Source organism: Paenibacillus koleovorans NBRC 103111, assembly GCF_004000845.1.
Lineage (GTDB): Bacteria > Bacillota > Bacilli > Paenibacillales > NBRC-103111 > Paenibacillus_AA > Paenibacillus_AA koleovorans.
Genome location: NZ_BIMA01000017.1, coordinates 1 through 25,416 on the forward strand (window position 1 = coordinate 1; position 25,416 = coordinate 25,416).

Sequence of the window (25,416 nt, forward strand, 5' to 3'; positions counted from 1 at the left end):
GTAATCGAACTCCTAAGTGCATCACTGGGTTGTTCCTCAATTGGACCAACTATAACGGCTATTCCCTTGATCCCGTAAGTAAAACCATCTTCAAGCTGATCTATCTCATTCCTTGCTTCTCCTACCGCATAAGGTTTCAAATTGAGCTTATATTCGTTTTGTGTACTGTCACGAAAATACATCTCAATGAAATCCATTGCCATTTCATCTTTTTGATCTTTTTTATATTGTGGATTTGGTTTCGGCTTTCCAAATGCCCGAAATTTTGATTGTAACGTTATATATTCCTCCTGATTTTTAATGGAGATAACTTCACCTAATTTTTTATCAAAAATAAACTTAATATCTGACTGATTTGACTCTGATTGTGCGGGTGAATCTGTGTTTTTTGGTGGAGAAGTCTTAACTGGGTCTTGTGAGGAATTGTTAGTATTTGTTGCAATTGTTGTGCTAGTAGGTGTGCTAGTAGGTGTGCTAGTTGGTGAATAATAACTTGCAGTTTCATGGCCTTTGTCAGAACGAAGCACAAATCCCCATAACAACGCACCTACAATAATCAGAGAAAATGTAATTACTATGTATCTGTTTCTCATTATGGTTTCCACCTCAGTGTGTATGATGATATAAATCTAACTCTTACTAGTAAGAGTTAGATTTATATCAGAGCAAACTAATTGTTTGTAAATCAATCTCCTGAATCCGTGAAACAACTGCATTCGAGGTAAAGGTGTGGAACAGCCCAGGTTCAAAAATTAGAAAGTAGTGGATAACCTCGAAAATAGGTATGACAAACTAGAGCCTGCGAGGTGCAGACGTCGTTTCGAACATTCGTTTGCTTTTGATCAGCCCGACAATACCGTATACATACGGCGGAAAACAGGAAACCACGGACTATGGACACCAAAACGGAGCTTCGTTTGCCGCGCATGCTCGACCATCCGCGAGGCGAGCCAGATGAGGTTGTCAATCACGGTCTTCACACGTCGACGATTCCCTTTCGTCTTCACCGGGGCATCAGGTGCCTGCAAGGACAGTTGTCCAATGATCCGCAACAGGTTGTAGGCAACCAGACCGGCACAAAGCACCAAATCGTTGGTCGCAAATTTACCCGAGGGTAGTCGCTCCAAATTCAAATCCGTCTTCAACTCGCTATGAAATTGCTCGCTGGTCGCATGATCGCGGTAAAGCTGAATGACCTGCCAAGGCGAGCACGTCAGGGTCGTAAAGAAAACCTGAACGTCGATTTCAGGCACAAGCAGCAGTTGGCCGTTGGCTTCGATCGTGCGCTCGATGACCTGATACACCACACGGATCGGACGCTTCAGGTTTTTGTCCGTCCAAGTCATGGAGCCGAGATAGACCTTCTTGCCGTCTCGTTCTTCACAGCACATACCGTCTTGCTTGGCGATAAGCAACCATTCTTCCGGCGATTCCCGGCGCAGGTTGCGCTTGACAAGGAAGTCGACGTTTTGCTCCAAACACACGTTCAAGTTCACCAGCGCATCATTGCCGGCATCCATCCGTACCAGCAGCGGCCTGTCGGTCACCCGGCGAGCGAATTCCAAGCTTTGGGTCAGGAACGCGTCCGCTTCTTTCTGCACATGAGTCTTGCCCTCTCGCAGATTGACATTGACCCCATAGCCCTCCTGACCCAGATAGGCGAAAAACGGAGAGTAGCCGTCCACCTTCTTGTACGTCAGGGAGACGCCTTGCTTTCGGGTGTCGCTATTGTCAAACGGAGAAACGTCCAGATCGAGCGGCAGCCATTCCTCCGCGATGCCTTGGCGGTTTGTGGCCCGAACCGGTGTGAGTGGAGTCTGGAGCGAACGGAGCAAATCGGCAGACTCCTCCAGCAAAATCGTTTGCCAATCGTAACTATGCGCGGCCGCCAGATCCAGACGTTGCCGAAGGGTGGGCGACGACGGGACATGCCGAATTCCGAGTGCCTTGGAGAAAAAGCGATCCGCCCGGAACGGTTCAATCTGATCGAAATCGCTTTTCCCTTGGCAGAGCAGACCAAGGTAAGCGAACAGAACCTCTCCATGAGTGACGGTAGGTTGAACAGCACCGGGAAGAACACAGCGAACGAGACGATTGGCGATTTGGGTTTGCGATAAGAGCAAGCCGATGAGCGCAAGACCAAAAAACGGGTTCCGTCAGCTTCCTGTACAACGCAAGATTCCCCAGCTGAAGAGCGTCACGCTCTGCCTGTAATCGCTGAATTTCTTCTCGTAGCCGCTCAATAGCGGCTTCCATTTCAGACAAATCGACTCGATCTGTTTTCGTCATCATCATAGCGCCTCCTAGCGTTCTTTCATCAGAGCATGCTTCATTCTGTAGCTCTCGCCCTCAAACACAAGCAAGTGCCCGTGGTGCGCCAGACGGTCAATCATGGCGGCAGCCATTTGGTCGTCCGTGAAGACAGAGCCCCATTTGGAGAATTCGAGGTTGGTCGTAATGACCAAGCTGCGGCTTTCGTAGCTGTCCGCAATGACACGAAACAGCAACTGCGAGCCCTCCTTGTCGACTGGGATGTAACCCCACTCGTCCAAAATCAGGAGCTGGCAGCGCTGAATTTCGCTCAAGAGTCTCTCGAGTGTACCTGCTCGTTTAGCCTCGGCCAGACGCATCACCAGTTCTGCGACGGTGTAGAATTTCACCGTCATGCCGAGCTCACAGGCGCGAAGTCCAGCCGCAATGGCCAGATGCGTCTTGCCGTTATGGAAAACTTTCCATAACGGCAATTATCGAAAGAATTTGTTTATGGAAAGATTCTCGAATACATCCACACAGGCCAGGGATCATTACCGAAAATCTTTCCATAACAATCATGGACGGCAAAAATTCTGCAACCATTGCAGAATATCGGTATTCTCTTCCCAAGCGGGCGTGTCTGGACTCGTCACTTGGAGATAAGCTGCTTCTAAAGCCTTTCGTTTCACCTCCGTATCGAACTTCAGGTAAATCTCCGTTGTCGTCACACTGACATGCCCCAGTAAATCCCGAATGTAAATCAGATTCACGCCCGATTCCAACAGGTGAAGGGCCTTGGAATGCCTGAGCATATGCGGATGCAGCGAATCTGGGAATCCTTCGTCTTGGTGGTTACGCTTTGCTTGCTTCAAGTACTTGTCGAGCAAATAAGTAATGCCGGGCCTTGTAAACGCCTGGTAACGGCTGTTAAAGAAAACGGGACTTTGCTGACGTCCCGGATCAAGCAAATGGTTCTCTGTCATGTAGCCTTCCAGAAGATTTCTGGTCTTGGCCATGATCGGAATGTTCCTCTTCTTGTTACCCTTTCCGGTCAAGGTAATGGTCGCAGGTTGAGTCAATCTCACATCACAAGCCTTGAGGTCGATCAGTTCCTGTACCCTTGCGCCAGCATCATAGAGGACAACCATCAAGGTCAAATCGCGACGACCTTTCTTCGTCGCTGAACTGGGCTGTTCAAATAAATGGGTGAGCTGCGCCAACGTGAGATGCGGTATGGTCGGTTGTTGCTTTTTCTTAAAGGGAATCCCCAGTATCTTTTGGCTTTCCAATAAAATTTCTGGATAGCAATTATTTTTATTCACTCTTGTGCCACTTTAAACTCTTATTCGGATTGAATTTCTTGGATTAGTTTTCTCATCGAATCGTCATTTTTTGAAATAGACCGTCTAGTTAGATCACTCACTCTTACAACGTACGTCCTTGCCCACTTATCACCAATACGTTGCTTGTTTGAAGATATCCATGAAACAATACCTGCAAGCAACCCTCCGAACATTAAGGGATTAGCTTCCAGTAATTTCACTATATTTCGAATTATCGATTTTACAAAACCCGGTGTTTTTCCGTCCTCGGTTACAACTATGATCCTCATTACCCACTTACCAAGGGTCTGACCGTACTTTGCCTCAAGTAAAAAGAAATATGCTATTAAGCACACTATCCAAAGACCAAGTGAATTAGAATACCACTCTCTACCAATCATGATCTCAACTAAGACCAAAAAGCCGAACATGATGGCTCCGTCTAACCAGAGCGCAACCCATCTTCGCAGAAGAATTCCGATTCCGTAATTTTGTGTAATATCTTTAACACTCATACAACTCACTACCCCTCAACAGGAAATATTCCACGAACTGTTCTAACCTTTTATCCTTAGCATTTTTTTCTATAATATTAATAATATCTGGACAGTCAAAAGTTTTACATCTTTAAGAAACAAGCGAATTAGCGTCAGGCAAGGCTGTTTTTTGCTTGGAACGAATAATTTGGGTTAGTGAAAGCTGCGAATTTTGGGCAAACAGGCTAAAAATCGATTTGCGAAAATAGGCGACAACCGTTGCCTCCGAGACGACGGACTTGGAGGGCGTGCGGAGATAGCGGAAAAACAAACCCGGCTTCTGCCCGGAAAAGCGCAAAGCGATCAACTGAACCAGTCCCGTTGCGATGACACTGCACATGACAAATCCTTCGATGGCTTGCAAGGTCAAACGAATTCGCTTTCGCTGCTGCTCTTCGGTCACACGCTCCAAAGGATCCGGATCGCCTTTCCGACGATAGCGGCTGAGCTTCGGCATTGCCGAACTCCAGAAGCGGTAGCCGAATGCGCCGATGACTTGCTTCATTTCCCTAAACGTGCATTCGATCTTGAAGCGGTAACCGTATGCGGTGAGGATCTGCATCGGTTCAAACGTCAGGTCGGTGCTGACAAATATCGAAAAGCGCTCGTCCTGCTTAACGAGTACAAAACGCAGTTTCTGGTAGAAACCCTGGCCCCATAACAAATCCACACACAGAAAGGATACCGTCTCTTCTTTGTCGTAGAGCCTCACTGTGGCCGTTTGAAAATCGGCTGCACGTGACTGAAACAACGCGGCGAGCTTCACCATCTTGCCTTTCTTTGGCGGACGCCCCCGCGGCGGGCATCTCGTAGGCCACGGCATTCATCTTGGCTCGGGTCACGATGTGTACGTCGGACGCACGTGAATGATTGCCTTCGGTCAGCCGTTGCAGGGCGGGAATAGACAGGTAGTAACGGTCAAGCAGAAGCAGCGCCCGGCCAAAGACACCCGCAGCCGTGAACGCTTGATTGATCACTTGCACGACATGGGAAGCTTGCCGCTCCTCGGATGCATCTTCCCAACCCAAGATCGCTTTTACACCGTCCTGCAGATTGAGGAACAGAGGCAAGCAAAACCATTTTTCCGCCGTGCCGACCAGCACGCCAATCGCGCCGAAGAAGTGACCAAAAATGTATTCGCCTTTCGATGAATTCTCGGAATCCTGATGCAATTTTTTCACACCCGGCATGTACTTGGCTTCTTTGGACTTCTTCATGCCATCGCTAACCAGTAAGACACGTCCAAGAAAGCGTACGATCGGCGCGTGACGGTTCACCGCGTTGTACCAAGCGAGTTGCAGCGATTCCAGCGACCAGGCGGCAGAACGGAAGAAATGAAGCATCGACTCGTAGTGACGCGGATCCAGCGCCAGATCCCGCACGATCGAGGTCACTCCGAGATGATCGGAACGCACCATGAGACCGACAACGATCACGACGAACCATTCGTATGCAGCGACTCGGGAGAAGCAACTTCGAAATGCGGACAAAACTTCATTGATAAATTTCAGCATGGTATGGTCGATCGTAACGAAATCGGGTAAACTAACACAGTAACCCTTTCTGCGATCTACTCTCCTTTCTGGCCTAGGAACCGTAAGGATACCACAGATTCGTTCGATTGGGTTATTTTTCTATGCGTTCATTTTCAACAAGAACTTTTAACTGTCCAGATAATATCTATTTTGTCTGACCTAAATACTCTTGAAGATTCAATCTTTTTACAATTTCAATTATCTCTTCAACAGTCAAATTAGTAGTATCAATATTGTAACGCTTTGCTTCTTCGTAAAAAAAATCATTTTTGGATTTACGTCTCGCCGAAATTTCTTGCAATATTTCATCGTTCGACAAATCAGTGGTATCTATTTTGTATTCATGTGCCACTTTCAGTATATCTTCGGCGCTAGACTTGTCTTCCTTGATTTGGATCGTTTGTTCATCCTGCACTAAATGAATCTGTTGAGTTCCATCTAAACTTTGACTTGATGCAGTATTTTTATAGTTAAGTTTTAAGTACACTGAAATAGTTACCACAAATAACATAATCAATCCTGCACATAATAATATTTTCTTCATTGGTCCTCCTACTATCCTCCACACTAGTACAGCATTCTATAAGTTCGTTCCCTAAGAAATAAAAGGAAAGCTGTAAGGCCTCTCACGAAAACGGGGTAATGAAAAGAAAGCCCTATTCGCAGAGGTGAGCCAAATGAACGGCATTCGCTTAACGACCAAAGAACGGAAACGGATCAGAAAAATGATGCTGGGTCAGAAGATAGCGTTTCGTCTGAAACAGCGAGCCACCCTCATCTGGAAGTTGGCTGTCGAGCGAATGCCCGTAAGCCAGATTGCCCGGGAAGTCCATGTGACGCCCAAAACGGTACGCAAATGGCGGGATCGTTTCGTCAGCGGACGGATTCCCGGCTTGGAGGATGCGCCGCGTACAGGCGCGCCAGCTACCTTTGATGCGGTACAACGATGCGAGGTCATTGCCATTGCCTGTGACCAACCGGAACACTACGGGTTAGCTGGTCAGGTTATATGGACCTACGACACGTTGACGGAGGCCGTCCAGCAGAACGTCACAGGACCGTGCATGAGTCGCTCCAGCGTATGGCGTACACTCGAACAAAACGCTCTCAAACCGCATCGACACACGTTATGGCTGCACAGCAAGGACCCGCAATTCAAAGAAAAAGTCAATGACATTGTCGGGCTGTACCACGCCGATCTTCCCGACGATGTGGCGCTTTGCTGTGTCGATGAGAAGACCGCATGCAGGCCAATGAAAAGAAATACGAAACGCAGTTACCGCGGATCGGCCGAGCGGGTCGAATCGAATACGAATATATCCGTCACGGTACGCAGGCGCTGCTGGCCAGCTTTGACGTCAAGACGGGCGAAGTGGTGGCGTCTTGCGGCGATCATCGCAAGGCCGACGACCTGCTTGCGTTCATGGATCAGGTTGCTGTACGTTACCGACATTGTCGGAAAATCATCATCGTATGGGACAATTTAAATATCCATTACGACGGCACCGACGAGCGGTGGACGGCCTTTAATGAGAAGCACGGCAACAAATTTGCGTTTCACTATACGCCGTTGCACGCTTCATGGGTGAACCAGATTGAGATTTTCTTCTCAATTCTGTACAAACGCTGTCTGCGTCACAACAGTTTCATCTCCAAAACCGATCTTCGGCAAAAAGTGATGGCCTTTATCCGACGCTGGAACGACAAAGACGGGCATCCGTTTCATTGGACCTTCCGGGGATACCCGATCCAAGACCAGGAGGCGATGTAAATGGACAAGATGATCCTCGAAGCCATTGGCGATGAAGTCGAAGAACTGTTGGAGGCGAACGGCTTTTCCCATATTCAGGTGCGCCCCCGCGGACAGCATTTGATTCTATTTTCAACCGAGGGCGGTGAACGTGTGAATCGCGCCCGTTTGAGCGTAATCGATACGCGAACTTTCGGATTAAGCATGGCAGATCACCGAGGAAAATGGGAGCCGACTCCGTTTACCGACGCGCCTCAAGCTTTGACTCGCCTGCTGATCGACCAGTTTTCTTTTGCCCTCGTCAACCTGTAGGGCTCCTTTTTTTGATAGGTACGGATTTCTGAAATGTTGTCTAGCTTATTACATCAACATTTTTATCCATTCCAAACTTCAGTAAAGTAAAACCCTTTTAATTTACTTTTTTCGACCTTCTCAACGAATTCATCTGAAACAAAAATAATGTCTACCGGTACATCTCGAACAGTATGGTAAGTCGCTTTGAAAATGTGCTGACCTGCTACCATTTCCTTCTTGAACTCCCACTTCGTATATGCCTTAATTGTACCAGTCGGGTATGAAGTAAACTGTATTTTTGATTCATCAATACAATCAATTATATTAAGTATATTAAGAACAAAATACTCCCGGTCAGGGTGTATTAACGGAAGAATTTCGGCCATGTCCTTGATTAATTCTTGAATTACTTGAACTGCATCCTTACTAAGGATTGGCACTCTCAGTTCCTTGTGAAAATCCAACTTTTCACCTTTTTCTATTGAATTTATTGAAACTGCATTCCAACTTTTCTGAATAGAAACCCTGCTTCTTCCTATAAACTTAATAATATCCAACCCTTGTTGTACATTATCATAATTTAAAATTTCGTTACCTATATCAATTGTCCCACTCAGAATCCAAACTTTCATTGTAATCTCTCCTTAATTTGCTGCGACTCCAGGTACAACAGGAGTCGCAGCAATACTTTTTAATAATTATGCAAAACGATATTGCCATTCATTAAATTTATTCTTATATCATGTATAGCGGTTTGCAAATTGCTTTGAATGGTACTAAAAGCCCCCCCTTGTTGAACAACCGCATCTAATTCACTAGCTACATAGTCATAGTAGGAATAGATATGTCTTCCATTATGAGTTGCAATTTTACTTGACCACTCCACAGAAGTAAACTCAACTCCTGGATTTTTAGGAAGCCATACACCGTTTACTGGTGAATTCACATCAATCCCATAATTCCCCAGGATCGTTCTAGCTTGTACGGCACTTAAATATTGCTCTCCTGCAGGAACGATATGGTGGGCTTCCCAGTTTGTTATGCCCCTACTTGGAATCGGATCTGGCCTCGATAATCCCACAGATCCCAAAGCATGGGCAAGTCTTTCAGAGTTTGACCCACTTGACGATGTAGGGTTACGCTGTCCTACTACATTTGACCAATAATTCGGACAACTAGTATTATGAGTTAAAATCTTCAAATTGGAAACATAGTAAGTATGAAAATCTTCGACTCTAAAATTATAGACTGTTGCATGATCGGGTTTTACTTCAATACTGTCTATTGCAATATTATGCCCATCACTTGTCTCGACAAGATCACCAACAGTAAGGTTTTTTGCAATTACCCAACCCTTATCCTTCACCCAAAAAGGGTGTTCGTCTGTTGTTGTTATTGTTTCATTGCCAACTTTAATATTCCAAGATTCCGAAATTTCTTTTCTAAACAACATATCTACCCGTCTATAAGAAACTGCTCCGGAATCAACATTTTTGGCAAGAACCATATCTCCAACTTGTATTTCTTCGATTTGTTTCTCTCCGGTGTCAGTTGTGACTAGAGTCCCCGCAGTAAAACAATGACAAGGAACTAAATCAATGATCTTTTTAAAATGTCTTAATTCGGAAAGCACTACGTTTGCGCCTTTGGCACCAATTACAGAAGTAGCCGTTTCGCCTACCATCTTTCCAATAAGCTCTGCCCTATCGTTGCCACTTCCACTTGTCCATTGATTTTTTATATCAATGATTTGATTCCCCAGTGCATCAATAAGTGGTTCCACATATGATTCATCAAATGTAGTTACCCACTTATATAAACTATGAGCCATCTCATATACTGCACGAAGGGTATCTACTGGATGTCTAATCATTTCAAAGGTTCCTTTTAAGGAACCGTATATCCCCTTAACAATCCCTTTTGCAAAGTGATATGCGAGCGATCCAAGGCTCTTGATGTCATCCCATATTCCTTCTATTACACTTGTTTCTTGAGGTGGTGTAGGACCGGCTAGATATGGAGGACCATATTCTGAGCAATAGCCTGTATACACCCATCCAGTTTCAATAAATTGAAAGTTTCCATATGCACAATCATGCAGATCAGGCATAGTGGGAGCTGTATTAGGATTAGTATAAGCTTCCCCATAACTACCACTACTGCCGGTTCCTCCACCTGGATTTCCCGAACCACCACCAGATGCAGGAAATTCTCCAGTAAATTTTAAAAATGAAGAACTAGTTGTATACACCCATTGATAGTCGTTATAATATTCCGTTATCCATGCATCTACCCAAACTTGACCATATTCGTAATACCCACCAGTACATACTTCATAGGGTTGACTTTCATAATATCCGCCACCTGATGCTGTCACTACCCATTCATAGTACCCACCGCCCCATGATGTTACAACCCATTCATAGTATCCTCCTCCCCAATTTCCGTTCCCATCTTCCCAATAATTAACCCAATACCAAGCGCCTTCTTCCCAATAGTTCACCCAGTACCAAGCGCCTTCTTCCCAATAGTTCACCCATACATCTTGATATTCCGTGTGACAACTATAGTTAATCCACGTCGCAGTCGGCTCATAATGTCCGTTATACACTTGACGTGATTTCACTGTTGTAAGTAATTCCCAATCCCAAACATCAAAATACCAGTACCCATCTCCTGCATATTCGTCTTTAACCTCAGCATACCCAGGAGTGGTCGGTTTTGGTGGCGGCCCATCAGCATTTACTAAATTAATAGGAATTAATGAAGTGAGTACAGCAAATAAGCATATTAGAGGGATTATTTTCCTCTTAAAGCTTTTTATTAATTTATCAAAGATCATAGTAAGCCTCCAAGGACATTGTGATTTAAAAAATAATGCAACTTCCCAACGAAAAATTGCGTATACTGAATAAGGGTGAGAAGGGCGTTAACTCAGGACTCGCCAAAGACACCGGGTTATGCACCTCTTCTTGCCCCCTCGCTTATGTCCCTACCCCATTCAAGGAATTAATAATTCTCGTAAATACGGATTTCAGAGCGTCCTTGAATAGGATTAGCGTGGCAATAATCAAAACTGCAATAACGCCGACAATAATCGCATATTCACTTAGAGCCTGTCCTTTCTCCTCTCTCTTCCAATTGTCCAGATAGTAATTTGCTTTAACCCACATACTCACCAGTCTCTTCAATAGTCTCACCTCCCTTCCAGTCCATTGCGAGCCCAGCTCCAACGAACTTCTCCATATCCCGCATTTTGTTGCCGGTCGTTCTCACTTTTTGAAGTATCTCGTCCCATTCATACAGCGATTGGGTTTGGATCTCGCCCTGTTGGATTCCAGTGATCTCGATGACTTCGACCACTCTTCTCTTGCCATTCCTTTGTTTGCTCAGGTGCACAATAATATCTATGGAAGAAGCGATTTGCTTCCGGATGGCAGCGACCGGCAATTCCAGCCCCGCCATTAGCACCATCGTCTCAAGTCGACTCAGCATATCCACCGCCGAGTTGGCATGGCCAGTTGATAGTGAGCCGTCATGGCCGGTGTTCATAGCCTGTAGCATGTCTAGCGCTTCTCCAGATCGGACTTCACCTACGACGATTCGATCTGGACGCATTCTTAAGGCCGTCCTCACCAAATCCCTCATTCGAATTTCTCCCTTGCCTTCCATATTGGGAGGTCTCGTTTCCAGACGAATGAGATTTTCCGCTTCGAGCAGCTTTAATTCAGCGGCATCCTCGATTGTTATGACTCGGGAATTACTTGGGATGAACATGCTTAACGCATTGAGAAAGGTTGTTTTGCCCGAACCTGTGCCCCCCGAGATAATGATGTTATATCTGGCGTATACTAATTTCTTCAAGAAATCCGCCAACTCTTTGTCCAATGTGCCGAACTCTACCAACTGATTCATTGTGTACGGTTTCTGAGGAAACTTCCGAATGGTTAGAGTAGAACCGTCTAATGCGATGGGATGAAGAACTGCGTTTACCCTTGAGCCATCCGGCAGCCGAGCATCGACGATAGGTTCACTTTCATTGACTTTCCTGTTAATGGGCGAGACGATCTTCTCAATGACATGCATTAATTCCTCATTGTTATTAAATTTAAGTGGCACTCCTCTCCGATCACGAGCAATGTGAAACTTGCCATCCTTCTCGATAAAGATTTTGCTTAACCCATTGACCATGATTTCGGTCACGCTCGGATCGTGGATCAGATTCTCCAGAATTCCATAACCGAACATGGTATGCATTAACTGCTCTAGAATTTCTGCCCGTTCGTAGGAATTTAACGTCCACTCTCTCCTATTAAATTCCATCTCATCTTCAATGATTCTCCATATCATGTTGCGTATGTATTCCAAATCTTGATTTAGTCCTGAAACGAATAGATCTCGGTTTTCTGAAATTCGCTGTCGGACTCTTTGATACACATCGTGCTTCTTATCCAATCCTTCTGTCTGCTGCCGCTCTTCCGCCTCTAGAAACCGTTTCTGCTTGTCCTGAATGAGTTGCTCAACGCTCATATTACCCTCCTAACTTCTTTAAGAGCTGATTGGACAAATTCCTGAATGGCATAGCCGCTCTTTTATTGCCCGAGTTTACAATCGGAACACCATTGTTGATATGTTTTTGTGCCTTTTTAGATACGTCTTGTATCTCTGCGAGTAAAGAATATCCAAGCTCATCCCGGTACTCCAGGTTATTGAACCCTGAGTATTTGGTGCAGCGGTTCACAATAACGGAGATTTTGTCCCGGTCGATATTCAAGCTTTCCAAGATTTCTTTGAATAGAATCGTCTTCCAGCCCGATGTCACATCCTGCAGGGTAGGAATTAGAATACAATCCGCTTGCTCCAGACATCCGATGTTTCGTTCACACAATTCGGAAGAAGTATCAATAATGATCGCAGAGTAATGCTCCATTCTGGCAGCTTGGATGATGGCTTGCACGTAGCCGATCGTTAGCTTCTCCATCTTGAGTGGCGATGCGCTCAGCAGAAGATGCAAGTTCTTTTCCCCTTCGTACACCATCAAGGAATCTCTGAAATAGGAGGAGAACTGTTCTGGATGGATTTTCCCTTCGTTCTGCTCTAAGGCAGTAATTAAACTAGACATTCCTTTGCCGCGTATCGGTATCTTTAGCATGGAGGGCAAACTCCCATAACATGCCATATCGATCAGCAACACCTTCATATTCATATTGGCAAAATGCAAGGCTGTATTTAATGCGATCGTGGATTTGCCCGAGCCCCCTTGGGGAGATGTGACAAGAATCGTCGACTGCTTCTTCATGAAATCACCTCGGTCGATTAGTCGTAAATTTAGTTGGGTACGTAGGGTTTATTGGCATCTCAGCATTGTTCGCACCTGTAGTGGTGGCCGGCACTAAAGCAAGATCGATCTTCCCCTTTCTTTTGGCCAATGCCAGATCCTGCGCTTCTTGCGGAGTCACCAGAAGGGTGACATTTTGCATAACGGCCGTATTACTGGCTGTCTTATCCTTATCCGCAATCACTTCCGCGTCAAACACTTCAATTTTTTGCAGGATCAGAGAAGAATAGATGCCGTTGGTTTCACTAGCCATCGAGGTGAAAATGACATCCACTTTATCTCCCTTCTTAAGTGCGAATGCAACGGAGCCTTCTCCATCAAGCTTAAGTGTGATGATTCGTTTATCCGGCGGAATGAAAAATGATTTCTTAACGTCTCCCGATGCCGGCGATGTACTGCTAGAATAATCGATCGGCGCCATAATTTGAGTAGGCTCCTTCTGGATTACACTGCCTGCTTTGATTTTGGTCATTGCGATCGATCCAACCACATCACTTAGTTGAAGAACGGCGTTAGGCACTAGCAGGTTTTGATCCATTGTGTTCACTTTTACTGTGGTTAGCATATCTGCAGAGATCTTAGTTTCGGGGGAAATATCCTTTGCAGCTACAACGACAGCTACTTCTTCCCGTAATGATTTCAAATAAACGTTTACATAAAAGGCGATACAAACAGACAGCACTATTCCTAGTAATGATTTCAACCACAGATTCCTGTTCACTTATTTCTGCCCTCCTGGATCAGCTACACTTCAATATTTACTATTTTGCGACTAATAAAATAGTTCAGAACAATGAATATAAAACCAACAATCATCAATACTTTGCCAAGAAAGGTGCTATACATCGGCTCCATATAGTCAGGGGACAATAAGGTAAGGCAGGCCACGATGCCAATCGGCATAAACGACAAAATTTTGGATTCCATCTTTTTTCCAGCCGTCAAAATATTAATTTCGTTCTTAATCTCGATTTTGTCGCTAATGACTCGGGTAATATTGGTGAAGATCTCGGTTAGATTGCCACCTCGATTCTTGGCTATCAGCGTAGCATTGACGAAATCATTCACATCCTCCAATTGAACGCGATCACGGAACGCGGTAAGTGCCTCTTCAATGGTGTACCCCATGTTTAAGTCCTCTGACATTTTCTTGAACTCCAGTACTATTGGAGCGTCTTTATCTCTGTAAAAGATTCGTTGCAGATCTGCAACGCTTCTTTCAATAGCTTTCTGCAAAGAAGAACCGGCTTTTAACGAAGTCGAGAGCGAATACATGGCATCCTTCAACTGCATATTCAATTGTTTTCTTCGCTTATTAATTCGACTCAAGATGATCAATCTCGGATAGTAAAGGCCAACTAACCCAATCACTAATGAAATCTCCCAAGTCCTGAGCATAAAGGTCATGAATAAGAAGATCGCTAGGCATGCCGGGAGTGAGTAGTAAAAATACTTTTTGGCATCGAATGCATACTGCTGCTGGTCCGGACTCAATCTGAGCAGCTTATTGACGATAGTGACTCTTTTCTTTTCCTTTCCTCTAATATGGTCGAAGTATCGCTTTATGTGTCCGCGCGACCCTCTATTACCCTCTAGTAGAGATAGAATGAACAAAAAAACAATATAGACTATTAATCCGACAAAACAGCTTATCAGCAGAACCATGTCTCGACCTCCCCCAATGCGTTGCTAGTAGACGAAAAACTTGAGAATGGCAAATATGGCAGGGCTCAATAGAAAAATCATAAGCGCAGGTAGGATTAACCCGATTAGTGGCATAAACAATTTGATAGACGCCTTCTCACCAAGTTCTTTGGCTCGGGATTTCCTATTCGACCAGGCTTCAGTAGCTTGTTCTCTAAGCACCTGTGTGATCCCTGAGGAGCCTTTCTCTAATGTTTGAATTAAGGCTGAGACGAACAACGTCAACTCTTCCACGAGTACTCGATCCGCCATATTTTGGAAGGCTTCCTTCTGGGGGATTCCAACCGATATTTCTTGGAGCGTTTTTTTGATCTCGTCGGTAAGAGCTCCTTGTTTTCGATGACATATCTCTTCCAGCGCCTGGAACAGGGTCAGCCCGGCATCGGTCGTAACAGCCAGGGATATCAAGATGGAGGGAAGCTCTTTTTGAATGTCCCCTCTTCTCTTCTTGACTCTTATGGTTAACCATTGGTCGGGAAGAAAGTAACCCAGGAATACCAAGACTACGGCCAGTAAAAGGACTTCAATCGAAAAATCTAAAGCTAACAACAGCAGGGTATAAATGAAAATCGCAACTGAAACCAAGTACTTAATGCTTATTAATTGTTCTAAGGTAAGCAAGTGCTCCAAATTGGCAACTTGCAAATCATCTCTGTACTTTCTCCATTTGGGGGCATAGGGGTCGATCTTTATAAGTCGTGCTATTCGGTTAAGGAGGGGGACCAATAGTTTAAGCAAGGGGGAATTAGCCATATTTTTTGCAGGTTTGTGAGACAAGATTACGTTTACCGTGTTGCGCAGATGTCTGGTAGGAAATAGTTCGTCTAGCGGCAGCAAATAAAGAAGTACAAGTAAGAAAGTTAAACAGGAAATCGACAGTATCATTGAGTGGGTCCTCCTATATCAGTAGACACGGCCAATAGAGCTTGCTCTGATCGTATAAGATTCTATTTGGAAAAGTTTCATGAAAAACATAGGTATCTCTGCCACCGTCTCAATCTTGCACTCTTTTTTGCTCGGAAGAATCTCCAGACTTACAAGCCTGGCTCGGGGCATGTTTTGTTGAAGAACATCACGAACGATGTTCTCCGCAGCGTCTCTTCTAAGTTCCAGAATGTGTGGAGGGGTCCACCAAAGATCACGATTGTAAGAATCGGAAGAAGATACCGCTGCAGCATCGGTAGCTGTATCCAAAGCGATCTTGTTGTATATAATGATGCTGCCATCTGCACACAAGCCTAGGATAAGAATCAGAACTGGCATTAAGACAGCAAAGAATGTTGTAGTGAATCCATTACTTGCCCTAAAGGACTTAAGACGATCTTTTAACATGGGGGATTCTCCTATTTGGTTGTATATCTGTATACCAGTTGATTTCTGATCGGGACTGCATCATATCCCGTGATGTCTTCTAAAAACGGAAGGTTCATTTTGAAATAATAAATTACTGTAATTGTGATCTTCCCTTGTAGATCGTCGTAAACTGATATCTCTGAATTTGAACCGTTTGGCAAGCTGGAGAGAGATTCTCGAATAATTGTTCTTACCCTTTCTTCTTTCTTGTCTTGAGACAGATCCAGATGCCATATGAATTGACCCTCTCTTCCTCCTTGGTGAATGGATAGCACAGTAACACTTTTGGAGAATACGAACATTCCCACATAGATAATGAGCATGACAAGCAAAAGGATGATTGGAAGAATGATGGCCAATTCAATAGTTGCTTGACCTTTATTGGAGCGGAGCAGCTTTAGGCGTTTTAACATTCGTTGGCCCCCTGTGCCATAAGTGAAGAAAGCTATATTCTTCTGAACTGTTTTGTGGGATGATAGGAGCAAAAAAGTATTAGGAGAGCATTTTCAGCTATGAAATTAATAATCTGTTCCGATCAACAAGAAAAATATGTAGCAAGCAGAGTGACTATAGCGGATACTTTTATAAGTCGACTTAAGGGCTGGCTTGGTAAAAACCAAGTGCATGAGGAAGAAGCACTAATTATTAGACCATGCTCGTCTGTTCACACTTTCGGCATGAAAATGGCAATTGATGTTCTATTTCTAGATTCCAGCAATCAAATCATATACTTCATCCAAAGTATGAGACCTAATAGAATCGGGAAGCATATTTCAGGATCTAAACAAGTCATTGAACTTCGTGAGGGAACCATTCAAAGATTAGGTATTAAGATGCAGGATTATTGTCTGATCAAAGATGCAACATGATGCAACATAGATATACCATTTTCCCCATCATTTTTGCATGCTAATGCAGTAAACGGAGTTGTTTTTGATGTGAGTGGCGAGAGAATTGTCGATTACAAAGGAGATATTTGTCGATTTTTGGCAAATTCCCTAATATTGTCGATTTGAATCCTGTAATCTGTTTGTCCCTTCTTTCTAGTTAAGAAGTAATAGATAATAACTAATTGTTGTAATATGTACCATACCTGTATACAATAAAACTATCCCAATATAAGGAAGGTGACGCCTCCGAAGAGACAGGACTAACACTTGTATGCCTGAATGTATGTTCCACTCGCTTCCCACATGTCCCATCAACCACCCCATACTCGAAAGGAGGCAACCCATCTCACTTCAAAGTCAGGCATCCGCGCAGGCTGCGATTTCACCCAAATTAAAGGAGGAATCTTAGTGAACTGGAACCGCCTTGAACGCTTCAAAAGCAAGAGCAAGCTGCTCGTACAAGCCACCGTCATCGGCACGATGCTATTCGGCCTGACGGCCCCCGCTCTAGCCTCCAACAACATCTGGTATGACAAGTACACCGCCCTGGAAAGCAGCATCGGCAACACCCTTTATACCTCTACGGAAGGCAGCAACCTGGCCTGGGGCGAGAGCTATATCCTGAACAGCTATCTCGACCTCTACAGCTTGACCGGCAGCACCTCCTGGCTTGACAAATTCACCACCCACGCCGACACGATCGTCGCCAACGCCGATGACATCGACAACGACGGCTATCTTGGCTGGAGCACCTCCACCTACTCGCCTGTCGAGGACGACAACTGGGATTTCGAGACCGGCGCTTCCGGCGACAGCACGTTGCCTGCCAACTGGGTTCGTTTCCAATCGACCAGCTCCACCGCCTACCGTTCCACTGACCACGCTCCTCAAGTAACCGGCAGCTACGGCGTCAAAATCCACACCGAGCCCACGGGCACCAAATGGCAAAGCCTTTACCAGCAGCTCAATCAATACGCCCCCGACACGCTATACGTGCTGCGCATGTACGCCAAAACGAACGGCTCCGCCGCCAAAGGCCGCGCCTACATACGCGACAAAACAACCGGTACTGTGATCGCCTCGATCAATTTCGAGAACACGGACTGGGAATACAAGACGCTCGAATTCCGCACGCCAGCTGCGGCCGGTCACATCCTCGAGGTTTGGCTCGGTCATCAAACATACACGGTCCCCGGGGGCATCGCCTACTACGACAATGTCAAGGTCAGCGCGAAGGTTCCTTATATGGTGCATGACGGCATGATCGGCACGGCGATTGCGAAGTTCGTCCGGCTGATCCACCAGAAGCCCGCGCTCCAAGCCGCATACCTTTCCAACGCAAACACGTACCAAGACTTGCTGGAGGACCACATCATCCCGCGTTGGGAGAGCAGCAGCTACATCGGCAACACATGGGCTTCCATCTCGGGAACGACCGGCTTCTACAAGCAATCGACCAAATACGATGCGTTCGCGCACGGCTCCACTTGGACTTACCTTCCTTATAACCAAGCGCTTGCTTTCATTAACATGCTCATCGTGATGTACGACGTCAATGGCAACGCCACTTACCTGGACCGCGCCCGCAAAGCGTCCCAGTACTTCAAGAACAGCCTGACGGCCAACGGCACGGCTTATTCGTGGAACTACTCCTACTCCTCCAGCGGCAAAGAGGACACCTCGCACGCCAACATCGACCTCGCGCTCGCGCTCGAGATGTACCGCCATGGCGAAATTTTCACCGCGGCGGATATGGACAAATTCACGGACGCGCTGACGGAGCACATGTGGAACGGTTCGCTTACGGCACCGGTTGCAACCAAGTATGTGAACGGCACCGGCGACAGCTCCTTCACGAAATACATGTCCGTCTGGACCGAGCTGTCGCAATTCGACAAACGCGTGTTCAACATTTCATCCGAGCAGTTCCGCTCCTACACGCCAGTGTCCACCGTGGAGCTATTGAACTTGTCTAATATAATGAAGTGGGACCGCGCGAAAATCGTCAATCAAGGTTTCGAGATGAAATACTCCCTTGACGCCACTCAACCGGCCCAATGGAACCGTGTGAACGCCACTTCGGCGAACGCGTATCTGGACAGCACGAACAAGTACGAGGGCAGCTACGGCGCTACAATTAAAGCGAACGGCTCCGCCGATATGCTGATGAACCAGACTTGGGAGGGCTGGCTCCCTTCGACCTCTTATACGCTGACCTTCATGGGCAAAACGGACGGCTCCGGCGCAGGCGGCAAGGTGTACATTAAGAACGAGACGACCGGCGCGATTATCGCCAGCCTGACGTTCACGGACACGACCTGGACCAGCAAGACGCTGACGTTCACATCCCCGGCGACCGCTTCGAACGTGGTGCGGACATACATCGGCAACAACAACATCACGGTGACGAACGGTACCGCCTCCTTCGACAATATGAAGATCAAGGCGACGGCGGATGCTTGGTAAGGGGTTGCTGCAGCGGCCTCGAACGGGTATACTGAGCGGAAAATAAGCAAAGGGCGCGCAGGTTTGGCCTGCCGCTCTTTTTTCCTGTTTTTGGGTTTGACAACATCCGAAAAATGAGTATGATAGAAAAAGTACGCTTCAATCACACGTACAAGCTGATGTAGCTCAGAGGCAGAGCAACGCACTCGTAATGCGTAGGTCGGAGGTTCGACTCCTCTCATCAGCATAGCAAGATCCCACTAACAGCGCGGCTACCCGACCAAGGGGCGTCGCGCTGTTTCTTATTTTCGAGCGAACTTCTAACATTCTTCTAACCTTTAGTCAACTAAAGCGGATTATTAATCAAATTTCTCCTCGCTGGTGTTGATTTGAATTGACGGCGGGAAAATAAAAACAGAAAAAAGAGACCCCTCAAACCGCAGTTTGTCGTGGTCTCTTCTTAGAGTCCCGATATAGTCCGGACTGGATTTGCAGTCCTTGATCGAGATCTCACTATTCGACCGCTATAGGCGGTAATTATTATGAAGCGCTGCTTACTTTCATAATGTTTAGGAACGGCACTTTCCGCAAAGCCCCGTGTCGCTCCACGTGGACAAGTTTGGTTCTTGAATCAAGATCAGTAATTCTGCCTACTACAAGCTCATTCTCACCCCACACCTGTAAGGAGACCTCGGCGTCTTCATCCTTTGCTTCAATTAATTGGGTTCCTAGCTCTTCTAATTCGAATTCATCTCGTGTCGGACGTTTAGGAATGGGGTTTTTACCTGTTGATTTTGCCATATAACTCTCCTCCGTTTCTATTCCCAAGCTCGGATTACGCGAAACCTCCCGGGCTCCGCTTCCACATAGCCCTTCTCGATCAAACCGTTAATCGCTTCTCTTATTTGTTGCGGGGTCCTACCGGAAAGCCGGCAGAGGGTGACAAAATCAACTCTGGTCCAAGAGTTGTTGTACAAGCTCCACGTAATCCGCAGCAGCTTGCGCTCGCGATCAGACAGCATTTTTAACGAGGCGAACGGCCAGAATGTTCTCCAACTGCAACACCCGCGGCGCCTTCCTGTAGAGACAGTAAACCCTTACTCTGCTCCCTTTTACCGATCTGACTTCCACCCTGCGCTGCGTGATTTTTCCGTGTTTATCCAGATAGATTATTACAATATTGCGGCCGATGTACTTTTCCATATGACACCTCACAGGAACGTTTGTTCCCATTTTATAATAACACGACTAAAATAATCAATATTTATTTTGTTGACTTTATCATACAACGCATGTATGATAAAGTCATACATTTCGAAAGGGTGATCTACAATTAATATCACTGAGTACACCGTAATCGAGCACAAGGGACTTCAACCGGACGGAAAAACGCCGTGGCAATACTGGACTGTGAAGCTTGGAAAGGACTTGTACTACAAGGGGTATGACGAGGAAAAAATCAAAACGGCGAACGATGCAGAGTGGGCGAGTCGGATCGCGAACGAGAAATTCGCTCTTGATGTAATCGGCTTCCTTCAAAACTTTTTTGATGCTAAAGGAAAAAAACGTCCAGAGAGTGCGGGTAAGGTTATCCCCCCACTAGTGGGATTGGCTGAAGCTGCAGAGATTCTTGGTTGGGATAAACGGAAAGTCAGCACGTACATCCAACGCGGATCGTTCCCTGCACCGCTGAGCCAGCTTGCAAGTGGACCGATCTGGACGTACAAGCAGATCGAAGACTACCGGGATGGTCGTAAATAATCAAGGAGAGATAATTATGGCCCTACTACCGCGTACTTGTAAACAATGCAGTGCAAGTTTCGAAGGTGGCCCTCGGGCGTATTACTGCCCGACCTGCCGATATGAGCGAACAAAAATTGCCGACGCATTGCATAAACGTAAACAACGCGCCGGCATGGTGAGCAGACCGCTCGGCAGTACCGATCAATGCGAGCGCTGCGGCAATGATTATGTCGTGGCCGGAGGGCTACAGCGATTTTGCCAAACATGCAAGCCGATCCACGCCAAAGAATATGACCGGGACACATCGATCGAGTTTTACCACGAGAATAAGGAGCGCATAAATCCCACCAGAAATCCCAAGCGCCGCAAGCGGAGCAATATTTGTGCGTGGTGCCAAAAAGTGTTTGAACCAGTTGATGGTAGGACAACATGCTCTGATGAGTGCAAGCGACTGCATACCAACCGCAATGTACGGGAGTGGAATGCGAGAAAGAAATAAGCTCTGCCTGGTGGCAGAGCGTTTTTATGCTTGTATGTTATTCCGACATTTCGGAAAGCTGCTGCAGCCGTAGAACTCTCCTCGTGTACTTTTCCGCAGAACCATTGCACTGCCGCAGCGACTACATGTTTTCGTTTTGATCGGCTCAGCTTCCATTACTTGTTTTGGAGTAGATGCTTTTGCTGGAGTTCCTTTGGGATTCAATTTCAAGATCATTTCCACAAGCTCACCTCGATTTATGAGGCGGACGCCGGTTGATCGTGCTAGCTCCCTAGCTGCATCAGTAAAATCGCTGTTTGTAATCACCCAAGCTTCCGTTGCGCTATAGTGGCTCTTCGATCCATGGACCTCTTGTACAGCACTGATCCCCACATTCTGGGCATGTCGTTTTGCTTGTACAACAATCTTCTTCTCAGCTTTGGAAACTACGAGATCCGCTCCGAAATCCCCGGCGGCTCGAGTAACCTTTACTTCGTATCCGTATGCTCTGAACAGATGCCCGAGGTACAATTCGAATTGCCGGCCGTCCATTTTATCAATGTCAGCTATACCGGATCGCTTCAGCTTCTCCACTCTCTCCATGTACATCCAGACAAAAATAGCAATGGCGACACCTAAAAGCACAGATGTGATGAAGACCGCAGCTTGAAACGATCCAGTTGCTTGATAGGACAGGTAGAACGACCCCAACAGTCCGAATCCGACTAGCCCCTCTGCCAAATCCACTTCTTTTTTCTTCCTTCTACGTCGAGCCATGCGAATACCTCTTTCTTCCATAAAAGTTATCAACTACTTCTCGACAAGTTTCTCGATTCCTGCTACATTTCGATTCATCCGCCATAAAATATCGCACTTTTTTCCCATTTCACCATTGCCACGCAGCACAAAAAACATTTATCATTGCAGAATAGTTCCTAATTTATGGAGGGATTGAAGTGAATCAGACTATGAAGCTTATTAATACATTCACCGATGGAAAAGAGATCACAGGATTTTATTTGTTAAAAGAGATTCAATTGAAACAAGTACAAGGCAGCGGCAAGGACTATTTTGATATTGTCCTGGGCGATAAAAGCGGGGATATTTCCGCGAAGTTCTGGGAAGTCAGCCCGGCTGATAAAGAAGCCTTCTTTCAATTTGATGTCGTTAAGGTAGAGGGTACTGTTCAGACATACCGCGATAAACTTCAGTTTCGAATTGGGAGAATGCGGAAGGCCAGACCGGACGACAAGGTAAACGTGACGGATTTCATCCGATCAGCACCGGTGCAGCCGAATAACCTCGTACAGACAATCAAGTCCGCTGCAGCAAGCATCCAGGATGAGCAGATCCGGAATATTGTAGAGTACTGTGTGGCCAAGGTCGAGGAAAAGCTCTTGCATTCCCCGGCTGCCAAATCGATGCATCACAATTACTTCGCCGGCCTTGCTTACCACATGTGCCGGATGCTGGAGCTTGGCGATTTCATCTGCAAGCAGCGGACGTTCCTTAAACCGGATCTGATTAAAGCGGGGATTATCCTGCATGACATCGCAAAGCCAGAGGAAATGATTTCGGAGCTAGGTATCGTATCGGACTACACCAATCAAGGAAAATTACTCGGGCACATCTCCTTGGCGAACAACTGGATTCTGGAGGCAGCCTATCGACATGGGTTGGATCCCGAGGACGAAAAGGTTGTCGTGCTGCAGCATTTGGTTTTGTCTCATCACAATACGGGGGAATGGGGCAGCCCGGTTCAGCCGCAGCTCCCGGAGGCAGTAGCGCTTCATTACATCGATCAGTTGGACGCGAAGATGCAGGCTGTCGAGGATGCGTTGGATTCAACGCCGGAGGGCGAGGCTTGGACGGCGAATATACGAGTGATTGAGAATAAGTCGGTATATCGCATTAATTGGTAATTAGTGAAGCCCCGTTGGTTGAACCCAGCGGGGCTTTGCAATTCATACTACAAATTCGACAAATACAGGACTTCTAAGCAAGCCCCTCTTTGTCCAATTTCTCATTTTCACTTTGGCACGAATCCAGGGCTCCACATAAACATGATCCCGGTCCTCTCCCGTCACGAACGGGCGGATTACGCTGTAGAATGCCTGCTTTTGAGTCGGTGTCACTCCAAGCTCAATAACCCCTGCTGGTCGGTACCGGCCGGCCGGATCCGTGATAGCTGCAAGCCATCCAAACTCCGACTTCTTCCACCCAGTCAGTACCACTTCTGAATAGGACCAGTTTATCACCTTCTGCCATGCCGGGCTTCTCTGTCCTGTTACATAGGCGGACTCTTTCCTTTTTGCGACCATCCCCTCGAGTTGCCGATCCACCATTTCAGCAAACAGCCTCTTACCTTCTCGCTCTATGTAGGGCACGACGCTGATTCGAGGATTGCTGAAGTCAATACTGGAAAGCAGCTGCTTGCGGCGCATGAGCGGCCAGCCGCGAAGGTCCTGCCCTTTGTAGCGAAGCACATCGAATACGATGTAGTTGGCCGGCAGCGTAGCAGAAGGCCTGAGCACCTTTTCGGCCTTGCGCGCCGAGAAGCGCTCCATCACCGATTCAAAATCAATGGCACCAGTTAAGCGATCGACGCATGCGACCTCGCCGTCCAGAACAATGTTGTCTTCGGCCAGATCGAAGAGCTCCGGATACTTCATGGTGCAGTCATTGTGGTGGCGAGTATATAGGCGCGTATCTCCGCCTTGCCGGGATAGAATCAGCCGATGCCCGTCAATTTTGGGCTCAAATATATAGTCTGGATGGGAAAACGCAGATTGCGAAGTCTCTAGGAGCATGGGGGAAATAAACATATGCATCACCAATATAATCGTACAACCGAAGGGGGCGGTAGGGATATCTGAAGTTACTGGAAATTGCAAGCATTCGTGGATGTGCTATAGTTGACAGCGTTAGCGAGGCTTGAAAGACACATTTACGATCGAGATAGAAAAGAGCAGAAGGATTTCTCTGCTCAGTTCATCACTGCTCGTTCATATTATTTATTATTTAACTTGACTTAAATAATTCTGGAAATTGTTTTCTAAAATCAGCTATTGCCTTGTCTTTAGCTTCAAGAAATTCACTATTTGAAATAATTCCTTTTTTTGATAAGACTAATAATAACGCATTTAAGTTAACTATATCGTTTACTTGTTCGGTCAAGGTATCAAAATTCCCATATTTTATTGTCATTACTTTATTCCTCCTTCGAACGATCTATTCCAGGAGTTACACTTAGTTTCAAATCATCTTTTTGTTGCGATGTAGTTACCAAAGAAGATAATAAGTGATTAGAGCGTGCGGAGGACATTATTTCTGAATTTAAATTATCTGTTTTTACTTTAATATGTGATAAATGATCAAGCATTTTTTTAAACGTTGTTTCTCCTTGGTAAAGAGATATTAGCGACATTGCAAATGCCACTATAGCGAGAATAAATGACACCCAACTATTTGCAGAATCGATGTCCAGCACACCACTCATATTAACGAAATAAAGACCAATTAATAATAGAATAGGCATAAAGTATGTAATTAGCTTAATAAATATTGTAACACTACGTTCATTGTATTCCTCAGTGTCATTTGCAACGACAGGTTTTTTATAAAAAAATAAACTACACAAAAAAATAGCCACAGAGTTAATCAAGAAAGTAATAAATAAAGAAATACTATCGTCAAGAAAATCAAAAACAATTTTATTCAGTACAGTAACTGCTGCAACACAAACAATAAGCACAAAAAAATGACGTATCATAAC

Annotated in this window: 28 protein-coding genes, 1 tRNA gene and 2 pseudogenes; 9 read left to right on the forward strand and 22 right to left on the reverse strand. The window is 45.9% G+C overall.

Going from position 1 to position 25,416, the window contains the following annotated elements; genetic code table 11:
- From PKO02S_RS07830 to PKO02S_RS07860, 8 genes and pseudogenes are all read right to left on the reverse strand, one after another.
- On the reverse strand, nucleotides 1–593 hold a 593-nt coding region (locus tag PKO02S_RS07830), incomplete at its 3' end, for a hypothetical protein (protein WP_218033912.1).
- 249 nt (nucleotides 594–842) lie between these two features.
- Nucleotides 843–2,150 (reverse strand): annotated as a pseudogene (locus PKO02S_RS07835) (IS1380 family transposase); the annotation flags it as partial.
- Between the two features lie 153 nt (nucleotides 2,151–2,303).
- Complete coding sequence (locus tag PKO02S_RS07840) at nucleotides 2,304–2,744, reverse strand: ATP-binding protein (RefSeq protein ID WP_127580738.1); 441 nt, start codon at nucleotides 2,742–2,744, stop codon at nucleotides 2,304–2,306.
- Between the two features lie 84 nt (nucleotides 2,745–2,828).
- The gene (locus tag PKO02S_RS07845; protein ID WP_246066874.1) at nucleotides 2,829–3,575 is read right to left on the reverse strand and encodes a tyrosine-type recombinase/integrase; all 747 of its coding nucleotides are present in this window, start codon (nucleotides 3,573–3,575) and stop codon (nucleotides 2,829–2,831) included.
- A 20-nt stretch (nucleotides 3,576–3,595) separates the two neighbouring features.
- The gene (locus PKO02S_RS07850) at nucleotides 3,596–4,090 is read right to left on the reverse strand and encodes an RDD family protein (protein ID WP_127580740.1); all 495 of its coding nucleotides are present in this window, start codon (nucleotides 4,088–4,090) and stop codon (nucleotides 3,596–3,598) included.
- A 112-nt stretch (nucleotides 4,091–4,202) separates the two neighbouring features.
- Complete coding sequence (locus tag PKO02S_RS33155) at nucleotides 4,203–4,781, reverse strand: hypothetical protein (RefSeq protein WP_246066875.1); 579 nt, start codon at nucleotides 4,779–4,781, stop codon at nucleotides 4,203–4,205.
- Nucleotides 4,726–5,625 (reverse strand): transposase, encoded by a 900-nt coding sequence (locus PKO02S_RS33160; RefSeq protein ID WP_246066876.1) that lies wholly within the window; start codon nucleotides 5,623–5,625, stop codon nucleotides 4,726–4,728. The genes PKO02S_RS33155 and PKO02S_RS33160 overlap by 56 nt, the downstream gene beginning before the upstream one ends.
- 166 nt (nucleotides 5,626–5,791) lie before the next feature.
- Nucleotides 5,792–6,190, reverse strand: a complete 399-nt coding sequence (locus PKO02S_RS07860; protein WP_127580742.1) for a hypothetical protein — start codon at nucleotides 6,188–6,190, stop codon at nucleotides 5,792–5,794.
- Nucleotides 6,191–6,446: 256 nt separating this feature from the next.
- Between PKO02S_RS07860 and PKO02S_RS33825 the strand changes: the two are divergent.
- The 3 genes and pseudogenes from PKO02S_RS33825 to PKO02S_RS07875 all read left to right on the forward strand — a co-directional run.
- Nucleotides 6,447–6,680, forward strand: a pseudogene (locus PKO02S_RS33825) (helix-turn-helix domain-containing protein); the annotation flags it as partial.
- A gap of 209 nt (nucleotides 6,681–6,889) precedes the next feature.
- Complete coding sequence (locus PKO02S_RS07870; RefSeq protein ID WP_127580746.1) at nucleotides 6,890–7,417, forward strand: transposase; 528 nt, start codon at nucleotides 6,890–6,892, stop codon at nucleotides 7,415–7,417.
- A complete protein-coding gene (locus tag PKO02S_RS07875) occupies nucleotides 7,418–7,708 on the forward strand; it encodes a hypothetical protein (protein ID WP_127580748.1) in 291 nt (96 codons plus the stop codon).
- Between the two features lie 62 nt (nucleotides 7,709–7,770).
- Here PKO02S_RS07875 and PKO02S_RS07880 read toward each other — a convergent pair whose 3' ends face one another.
- From PKO02S_RS07880 to PKO02S_RS07925, 9 genes are all read right to left on the reverse strand, one after another.
- On the reverse strand, nucleotides 7,771–8,322 hold the full coding sequence (locus tag PKO02S_RS07880; RefSeq protein WP_127580750.1) for an imm11 family protein: 552 nt from the start codon (nucleotides 8,320–8,322) through the stop codon (nucleotides 7,771–7,773).
- A gap of 59 nt (nucleotides 8,323–8,381) precedes the next feature.
- Complete coding sequence (locus PKO02S_RS07885) at nucleotides 8,382–10,532, reverse strand: polymorphic toxin-type HINT domain-containing protein (RefSeq protein ID WP_127580752.1); 2,151 nt, start codon at nucleotides 10,530–10,532, stop codon at nucleotides 8,382–8,384.
- 320 nt (nucleotides 10,533–10,852) lie between these two features.
- Entirely contained in the window at nucleotides 10,853–12,220 is a 1,368-nt protein-coding gene (locus PKO02S_RS07895; RefSeq protein ID WP_127580756.1) for a TadA family conjugal transfer-associated ATPase, read from the reverse strand.
- A 1-nt stretch (nucleotide 12,221) separates the two neighbouring features.
- Nucleotides 12,222–12,989 carry a CpaE/TadZ family protein gene (locus PKO02S_RS07900; protein WP_127580758.1) on the reverse strand — a complete coding sequence of 256 codons (768 nt, stop codon included), beginning with the start codon at nucleotides 12,987–12,989 and terminating at the stop codon, nucleotides 12,222–12,224.
- Nucleotides 12,990–12,993: 4 nt separating this feature from the next.
- The gene (gene cpaB, locus PKO02S_RS07905; protein ID WP_127580760.1) at nucleotides 12,994–13,749 is read right to left on the reverse strand and encodes a Flp pilus assembly protein CpaB; all 756 of its coding nucleotides are present in this window, start codon (nucleotides 13,747–13,749) and stop codon (nucleotides 12,994–12,996) included.
- A gap of 23 nt (nucleotides 13,750–13,772) precedes the next feature.
- Entirely contained in the window at nucleotides 13,773–14,693 is a 921-nt protein-coding gene (locus PKO02S_RS07910; protein WP_127580762.1) for a type II secretion system F family protein, read from the reverse strand.
- 24 nt (nucleotides 14,694–14,717) lie between these two features.
- Nucleotides 14,718–15,617, reverse strand: coding sequence for a type II secretion system F family protein (locus PKO02S_RS07915; protein WP_127580764.1), 900 nt, complete (start codon nucleotides 15,615–15,617; stop codon nucleotides 14,718–14,720).
- An 18-nt stretch (nucleotides 15,618–15,635) separates the two neighbouring features.
- The gene (locus PKO02S_RS07920) at nucleotides 15,636–16,064 is read right to left on the reverse strand and encodes a TadE/TadG family type IV pilus assembly protein (RefSeq protein ID WP_127580766.1); all 429 of its coding nucleotides are present in this window, start codon (nucleotides 16,062–16,064) and stop codon (nucleotides 15,636–15,638) included.
- Between the two features lie 11 nt (nucleotides 16,065–16,075).
- Entirely contained in the window at nucleotides 16,076–16,498 is a 423-nt protein-coding gene (locus PKO02S_RS07925; protein ID WP_127580768.1) for a TadE/TadG family type IV pilus assembly protein, read from the reverse strand.
- 99 nt (nucleotides 16,499–16,597) lie between these two features.
- On the opposite strand from PKO02S_RS07925, the gene PKO02S_RS07930 reads away from it, so the two are divergent.
- The 3 genes from PKO02S_RS07930 (at nucleotide 16,598) to PKO02S_RS07940 (ending at nucleotide 19,667) form a co-directional block, all read left to right on the forward strand.
- Nucleotides 16,598–16,954: a DUF192 domain-containing protein gene (locus PKO02S_RS07930; RefSeq protein WP_127580770.1), complete on the forward strand. Its 357-nt coding sequence runs from the start codon at nucleotides 16,598–16,600 to the stop codon at nucleotides 16,952–16,954.
- 429 nt (nucleotides 16,955–17,383) lie between these two features.
- Nucleotides 17,384–19,441, forward strand: a complete 2,058-nt coding sequence (locus PKO02S_RS07935; RefSeq protein WP_127580772.1) for a hypothetical protein — start codon at nucleotides 17,384–17,386, stop codon at nucleotides 19,439–19,441.
- 154 nt (nucleotides 19,442–19,595) lie between these two features.
- Nucleotides 19,596–19,667: transfer RNA gene (locus PKO02S_RS07940), tRNA-Thr, on the forward strand.
- Nucleotides 19,668–19,960: 293 nt separating this feature from the next.
- On the opposite strand, the gene PKO02S_RS07945 is transcribed toward PKO02S_RS07940, so the two are convergent.
- Nucleotides 19,961–20,221, reverse strand: coding sequence for a YolD-like family protein (locus tag PKO02S_RS07945; protein WP_127580773.1), 261 nt, complete (start codon nucleotides 20,219–20,221; stop codon nucleotides 19,961–19,963).
- Between the two features lie 609 nt (nucleotides 20,222–20,830).
- Here PKO02S_RS07945 and PKO02S_RS07955 point away from each other — a divergent pair.
- Together PKO02S_RS07955 and PKO02S_RS07960 are read left to right on the forward strand one after the other, a co-directional pair.
- On the forward strand, nucleotides 20,831–21,181 hold the full coding sequence (locus PKO02S_RS07955) for a hypothetical protein (RefSeq protein WP_127580777.1): 351 nt from the start codon (nucleotides 20,831–20,833) through the stop codon (nucleotides 21,179–21,181).
- A gap of 16 nt (nucleotides 21,182–21,197) precedes the next feature.
- The gene (locus PKO02S_RS07960; RefSeq protein ID WP_127580779.1) at nucleotides 21,198–21,662 is read left to right on the forward strand and encodes a hypothetical protein; all 465 of its coding nucleotides are present in this window, start codon (nucleotides 21,198–21,200) and stop codon (nucleotides 21,660–21,662) included.
- A 24-nt stretch (nucleotides 21,663–21,686) separates the two neighbouring features.
- On the opposite strand, the gene PKO02S_RS07965 is transcribed toward PKO02S_RS07960, so the two are convergent.
- Nucleotides 21,687–22,418, reverse strand: a complete 732-nt coding sequence (locus PKO02S_RS07965; RefSeq protein WP_127580781.1) for a restriction endonuclease — start codon at nucleotides 22,416–22,418, stop codon at nucleotides 21,687–21,689.
- A 191-nt stretch (nucleotides 22,419–22,609) separates the two neighbouring features.
- Here PKO02S_RS07965 and PKO02S_RS07970 point away from each other — a divergent pair, with 191 nt between their 5' ends.
- Complete coding sequence (locus tag PKO02S_RS07970; RefSeq protein ID WP_127580997.1) at nucleotides 22,610–23,563, forward strand: 3'-5' exoribonuclease YhaM family protein; 954 nt, start codon at nucleotides 22,610–22,612, stop codon at nucleotides 23,561–23,563.
- A 42-nt stretch (nucleotides 23,564–23,605) separates the two neighbouring features.
- Here the strand turns inward: PKO02S_RS07970 and PKO02S_RS07975 are convergent, their stop codons facing one another.
- The 3 genes from PKO02S_RS07975 to PKO02S_RS07985 all read right to left on the reverse strand — a co-directional run bounded on the left by PKO02S_RS07975 (nucleotide 23,606) and on the right by PKO02S_RS07985 (nucleotide 25,413).
- Nucleotides 23,606–24,466: an ATP-dependent DNA ligase gene (locus PKO02S_RS07975; RefSeq protein ID WP_127581000.1), complete on the reverse strand. Its 861-nt coding sequence runs from the start codon at nucleotides 24,464–24,466 to the stop codon at nucleotides 23,606–23,608.
- A gap of 196 nt (nucleotides 24,467–24,662) precedes the next feature.
- A complete protein-coding gene (locus PKO02S_RS07980; protein WP_127580783.1) occupies nucleotides 24,663–24,848 on the reverse strand; it encodes a hypothetical protein in 186 nt (61 codons plus the stop codon).
- 4 nt (nucleotides 24,849–24,852) lie between these two features.
- Complete coding sequence (locus PKO02S_RS07985; RefSeq protein ID WP_127580785.1) at nucleotides 24,853–25,413, reverse strand: hypothetical protein; 561 nt, start codon at nucleotides 25,411–25,413, stop codon at nucleotides 24,853–24,855.
- Nucleotides 25,414–25,416: the final 3 nt, after the last annotated feature.

What these genes read in the sequence shown, in the direction of transcription:
- PKO02S_RS07880 (WP_127580750.1), bottom strand. Translation starts at nt 8,322, where the DNA reads ATGAAAGTTTGGATTCTGAGTGGGACAATTGATATAGGTAACGAAATT.
- PKO02S_RS07870 (WP_127580746.1), top strand. Translation starts at nt 6,890, where the DNA reads ATGCAGGCCAATGAAAAGAAATACGAAACGCAGTTACCGCGGATCGGC.
- PKO02S_RS07980 (WP_127580783.1), bottom strand. Translation starts at nt 24,848, where the DNA reads ATGACAATAAAATATGGGAATTTTGATACCTTGACCGAACAAGTAAAC.
- PKO02S_RS07885 (WP_127580752.1), bottom strand. Translation starts at nt 10,532, where the DNA reads ATGATCTTTGATAAATTAATAAAAAGCTTTAAGAGGAAAATAATCCCT.
- PKO02S_RS07985 (WP_127580785.1), bottom strand. Translation starts at nt 25,413, where the DNA reads ATGATACGTCATTTTTTTGTGCTTATTGTTTGTGTTGCAGCAGTTACT.
- PKO02S_RS07850 (WP_127580740.1), bottom strand. Translation starts at nt 4,090, where the DNA reads ATGAGTGTTAAAGATATTACACAAAATTACGGAATCGGAATTCTTCTG.
- PKO02S_RS07875 (WP_127580748.1), top strand. Translation starts at nt 7,418, where the DNA reads ATGGACAAGATGATCCTCGAAGCCATTGGCGATGAAGTCGAAGAACTG.
- PKO02S_RS07930 (WP_127580770.1), top strand. Translation starts at nt 16,598, where the DNA reads ATGAAATTAATAATCTGTTCCGATCAACAAGAAAAATATGTAGCAAGC.
- PKO02S_RS07895 (WP_127580756.1), bottom strand. Translation starts at nt 12,220, where the DNA reads ATGAGCGTTGAGCAACTCATTCAGGACAAGCAGAAACGGTTTCTAGAG.
- PKO02S_RS07945 (WP_127580773.1), bottom strand. Translation starts at nt 20,221, where the DNA reads ATGGCAAAATCAACAGGTAAAAACCCCATTCCTAAACGTCCGACACGA.
- PKO02S_RS33160 (WP_246066876.1), bottom strand. Translation starts at nt 5,625, where the DNA reads ATGCTGAAATTTATCAATGAAGTTTTGTCCGCATTTCGAAGTTGCTTC.
- PKO02S_RS07915 (WP_127580764.1), bottom strand. Translation starts at nt 15,617, where the DNA reads ATGATACTGTCGATTTCCTGTTTAACTTTCTTACTTGTACTTCTTTAT.
- PKO02S_RS07900 (WP_127580758.1), bottom strand. Translation starts at nt 12,989, where the DNA reads ATGAAGAAGCAGTCGACGATTCTTGTCACATCTCCCCAAGGGGGCTCG.
- PKO02S_RS07975 (WP_127581000.1), bottom strand. Translation starts at nt 24,466, where the DNA reads ATGTTTATTTCCCCCATGCTCCTAGAGACTTCGCAATCTGCGTTTTCC.
- PKO02S_RS07910 (WP_127580762.1), bottom strand. Translation starts at nt 14,693, where the DNA reads ATGGTTCTGCTGATAAGCTGTTTTGTCGGATTAATAGTCTATATTGTT.
- PKO02S_RS07970 (WP_127580997.1), top strand. Translation starts at nt 22,610, where the DNA reads ATGAAGCTTATTAATACATTCACCGATGGAAAAGAGATCACAGGATTT.
- PKO02S_RS07925 (WP_127580768.1), bottom strand. Translation starts at nt 16,498, where the DNA reads ATGTTAAAACGCCTAAAGCTGCTCCGCTCCAATAAAGGTCAAGCAACT.
- PKO02S_RS07920 (WP_127580766.1), bottom strand. Translation starts at nt 16,064, where the DNA reads ATGTTAAAAGATCGTCTTAAGTCCTTTAGGGCAAGTAATGGATTCACT.
- PKO02S_RS07860 (WP_127580742.1), bottom strand. Translation starts at nt 6,190, where the DNA reads ATGAAGAAAATATTATTATGTGCAGGATTGATTATGTTATTTGTGGTA.
- PKO02S_RS07960 (WP_127580779.1), top strand. Translation starts at nt 21,198, where the DNA reads ATGGCCCTACTACCGCGTACTTGTAAACAATGCAGTGCAAGTTTCGAA.
- PKO02S_RS07965 (WP_127580781.1), bottom strand. Translation starts at nt 22,418, where the DNA reads ATGGCTCGACGTAGAAGGAAGAAAAAAGAAGTGGATTTGGCAGAGGGG.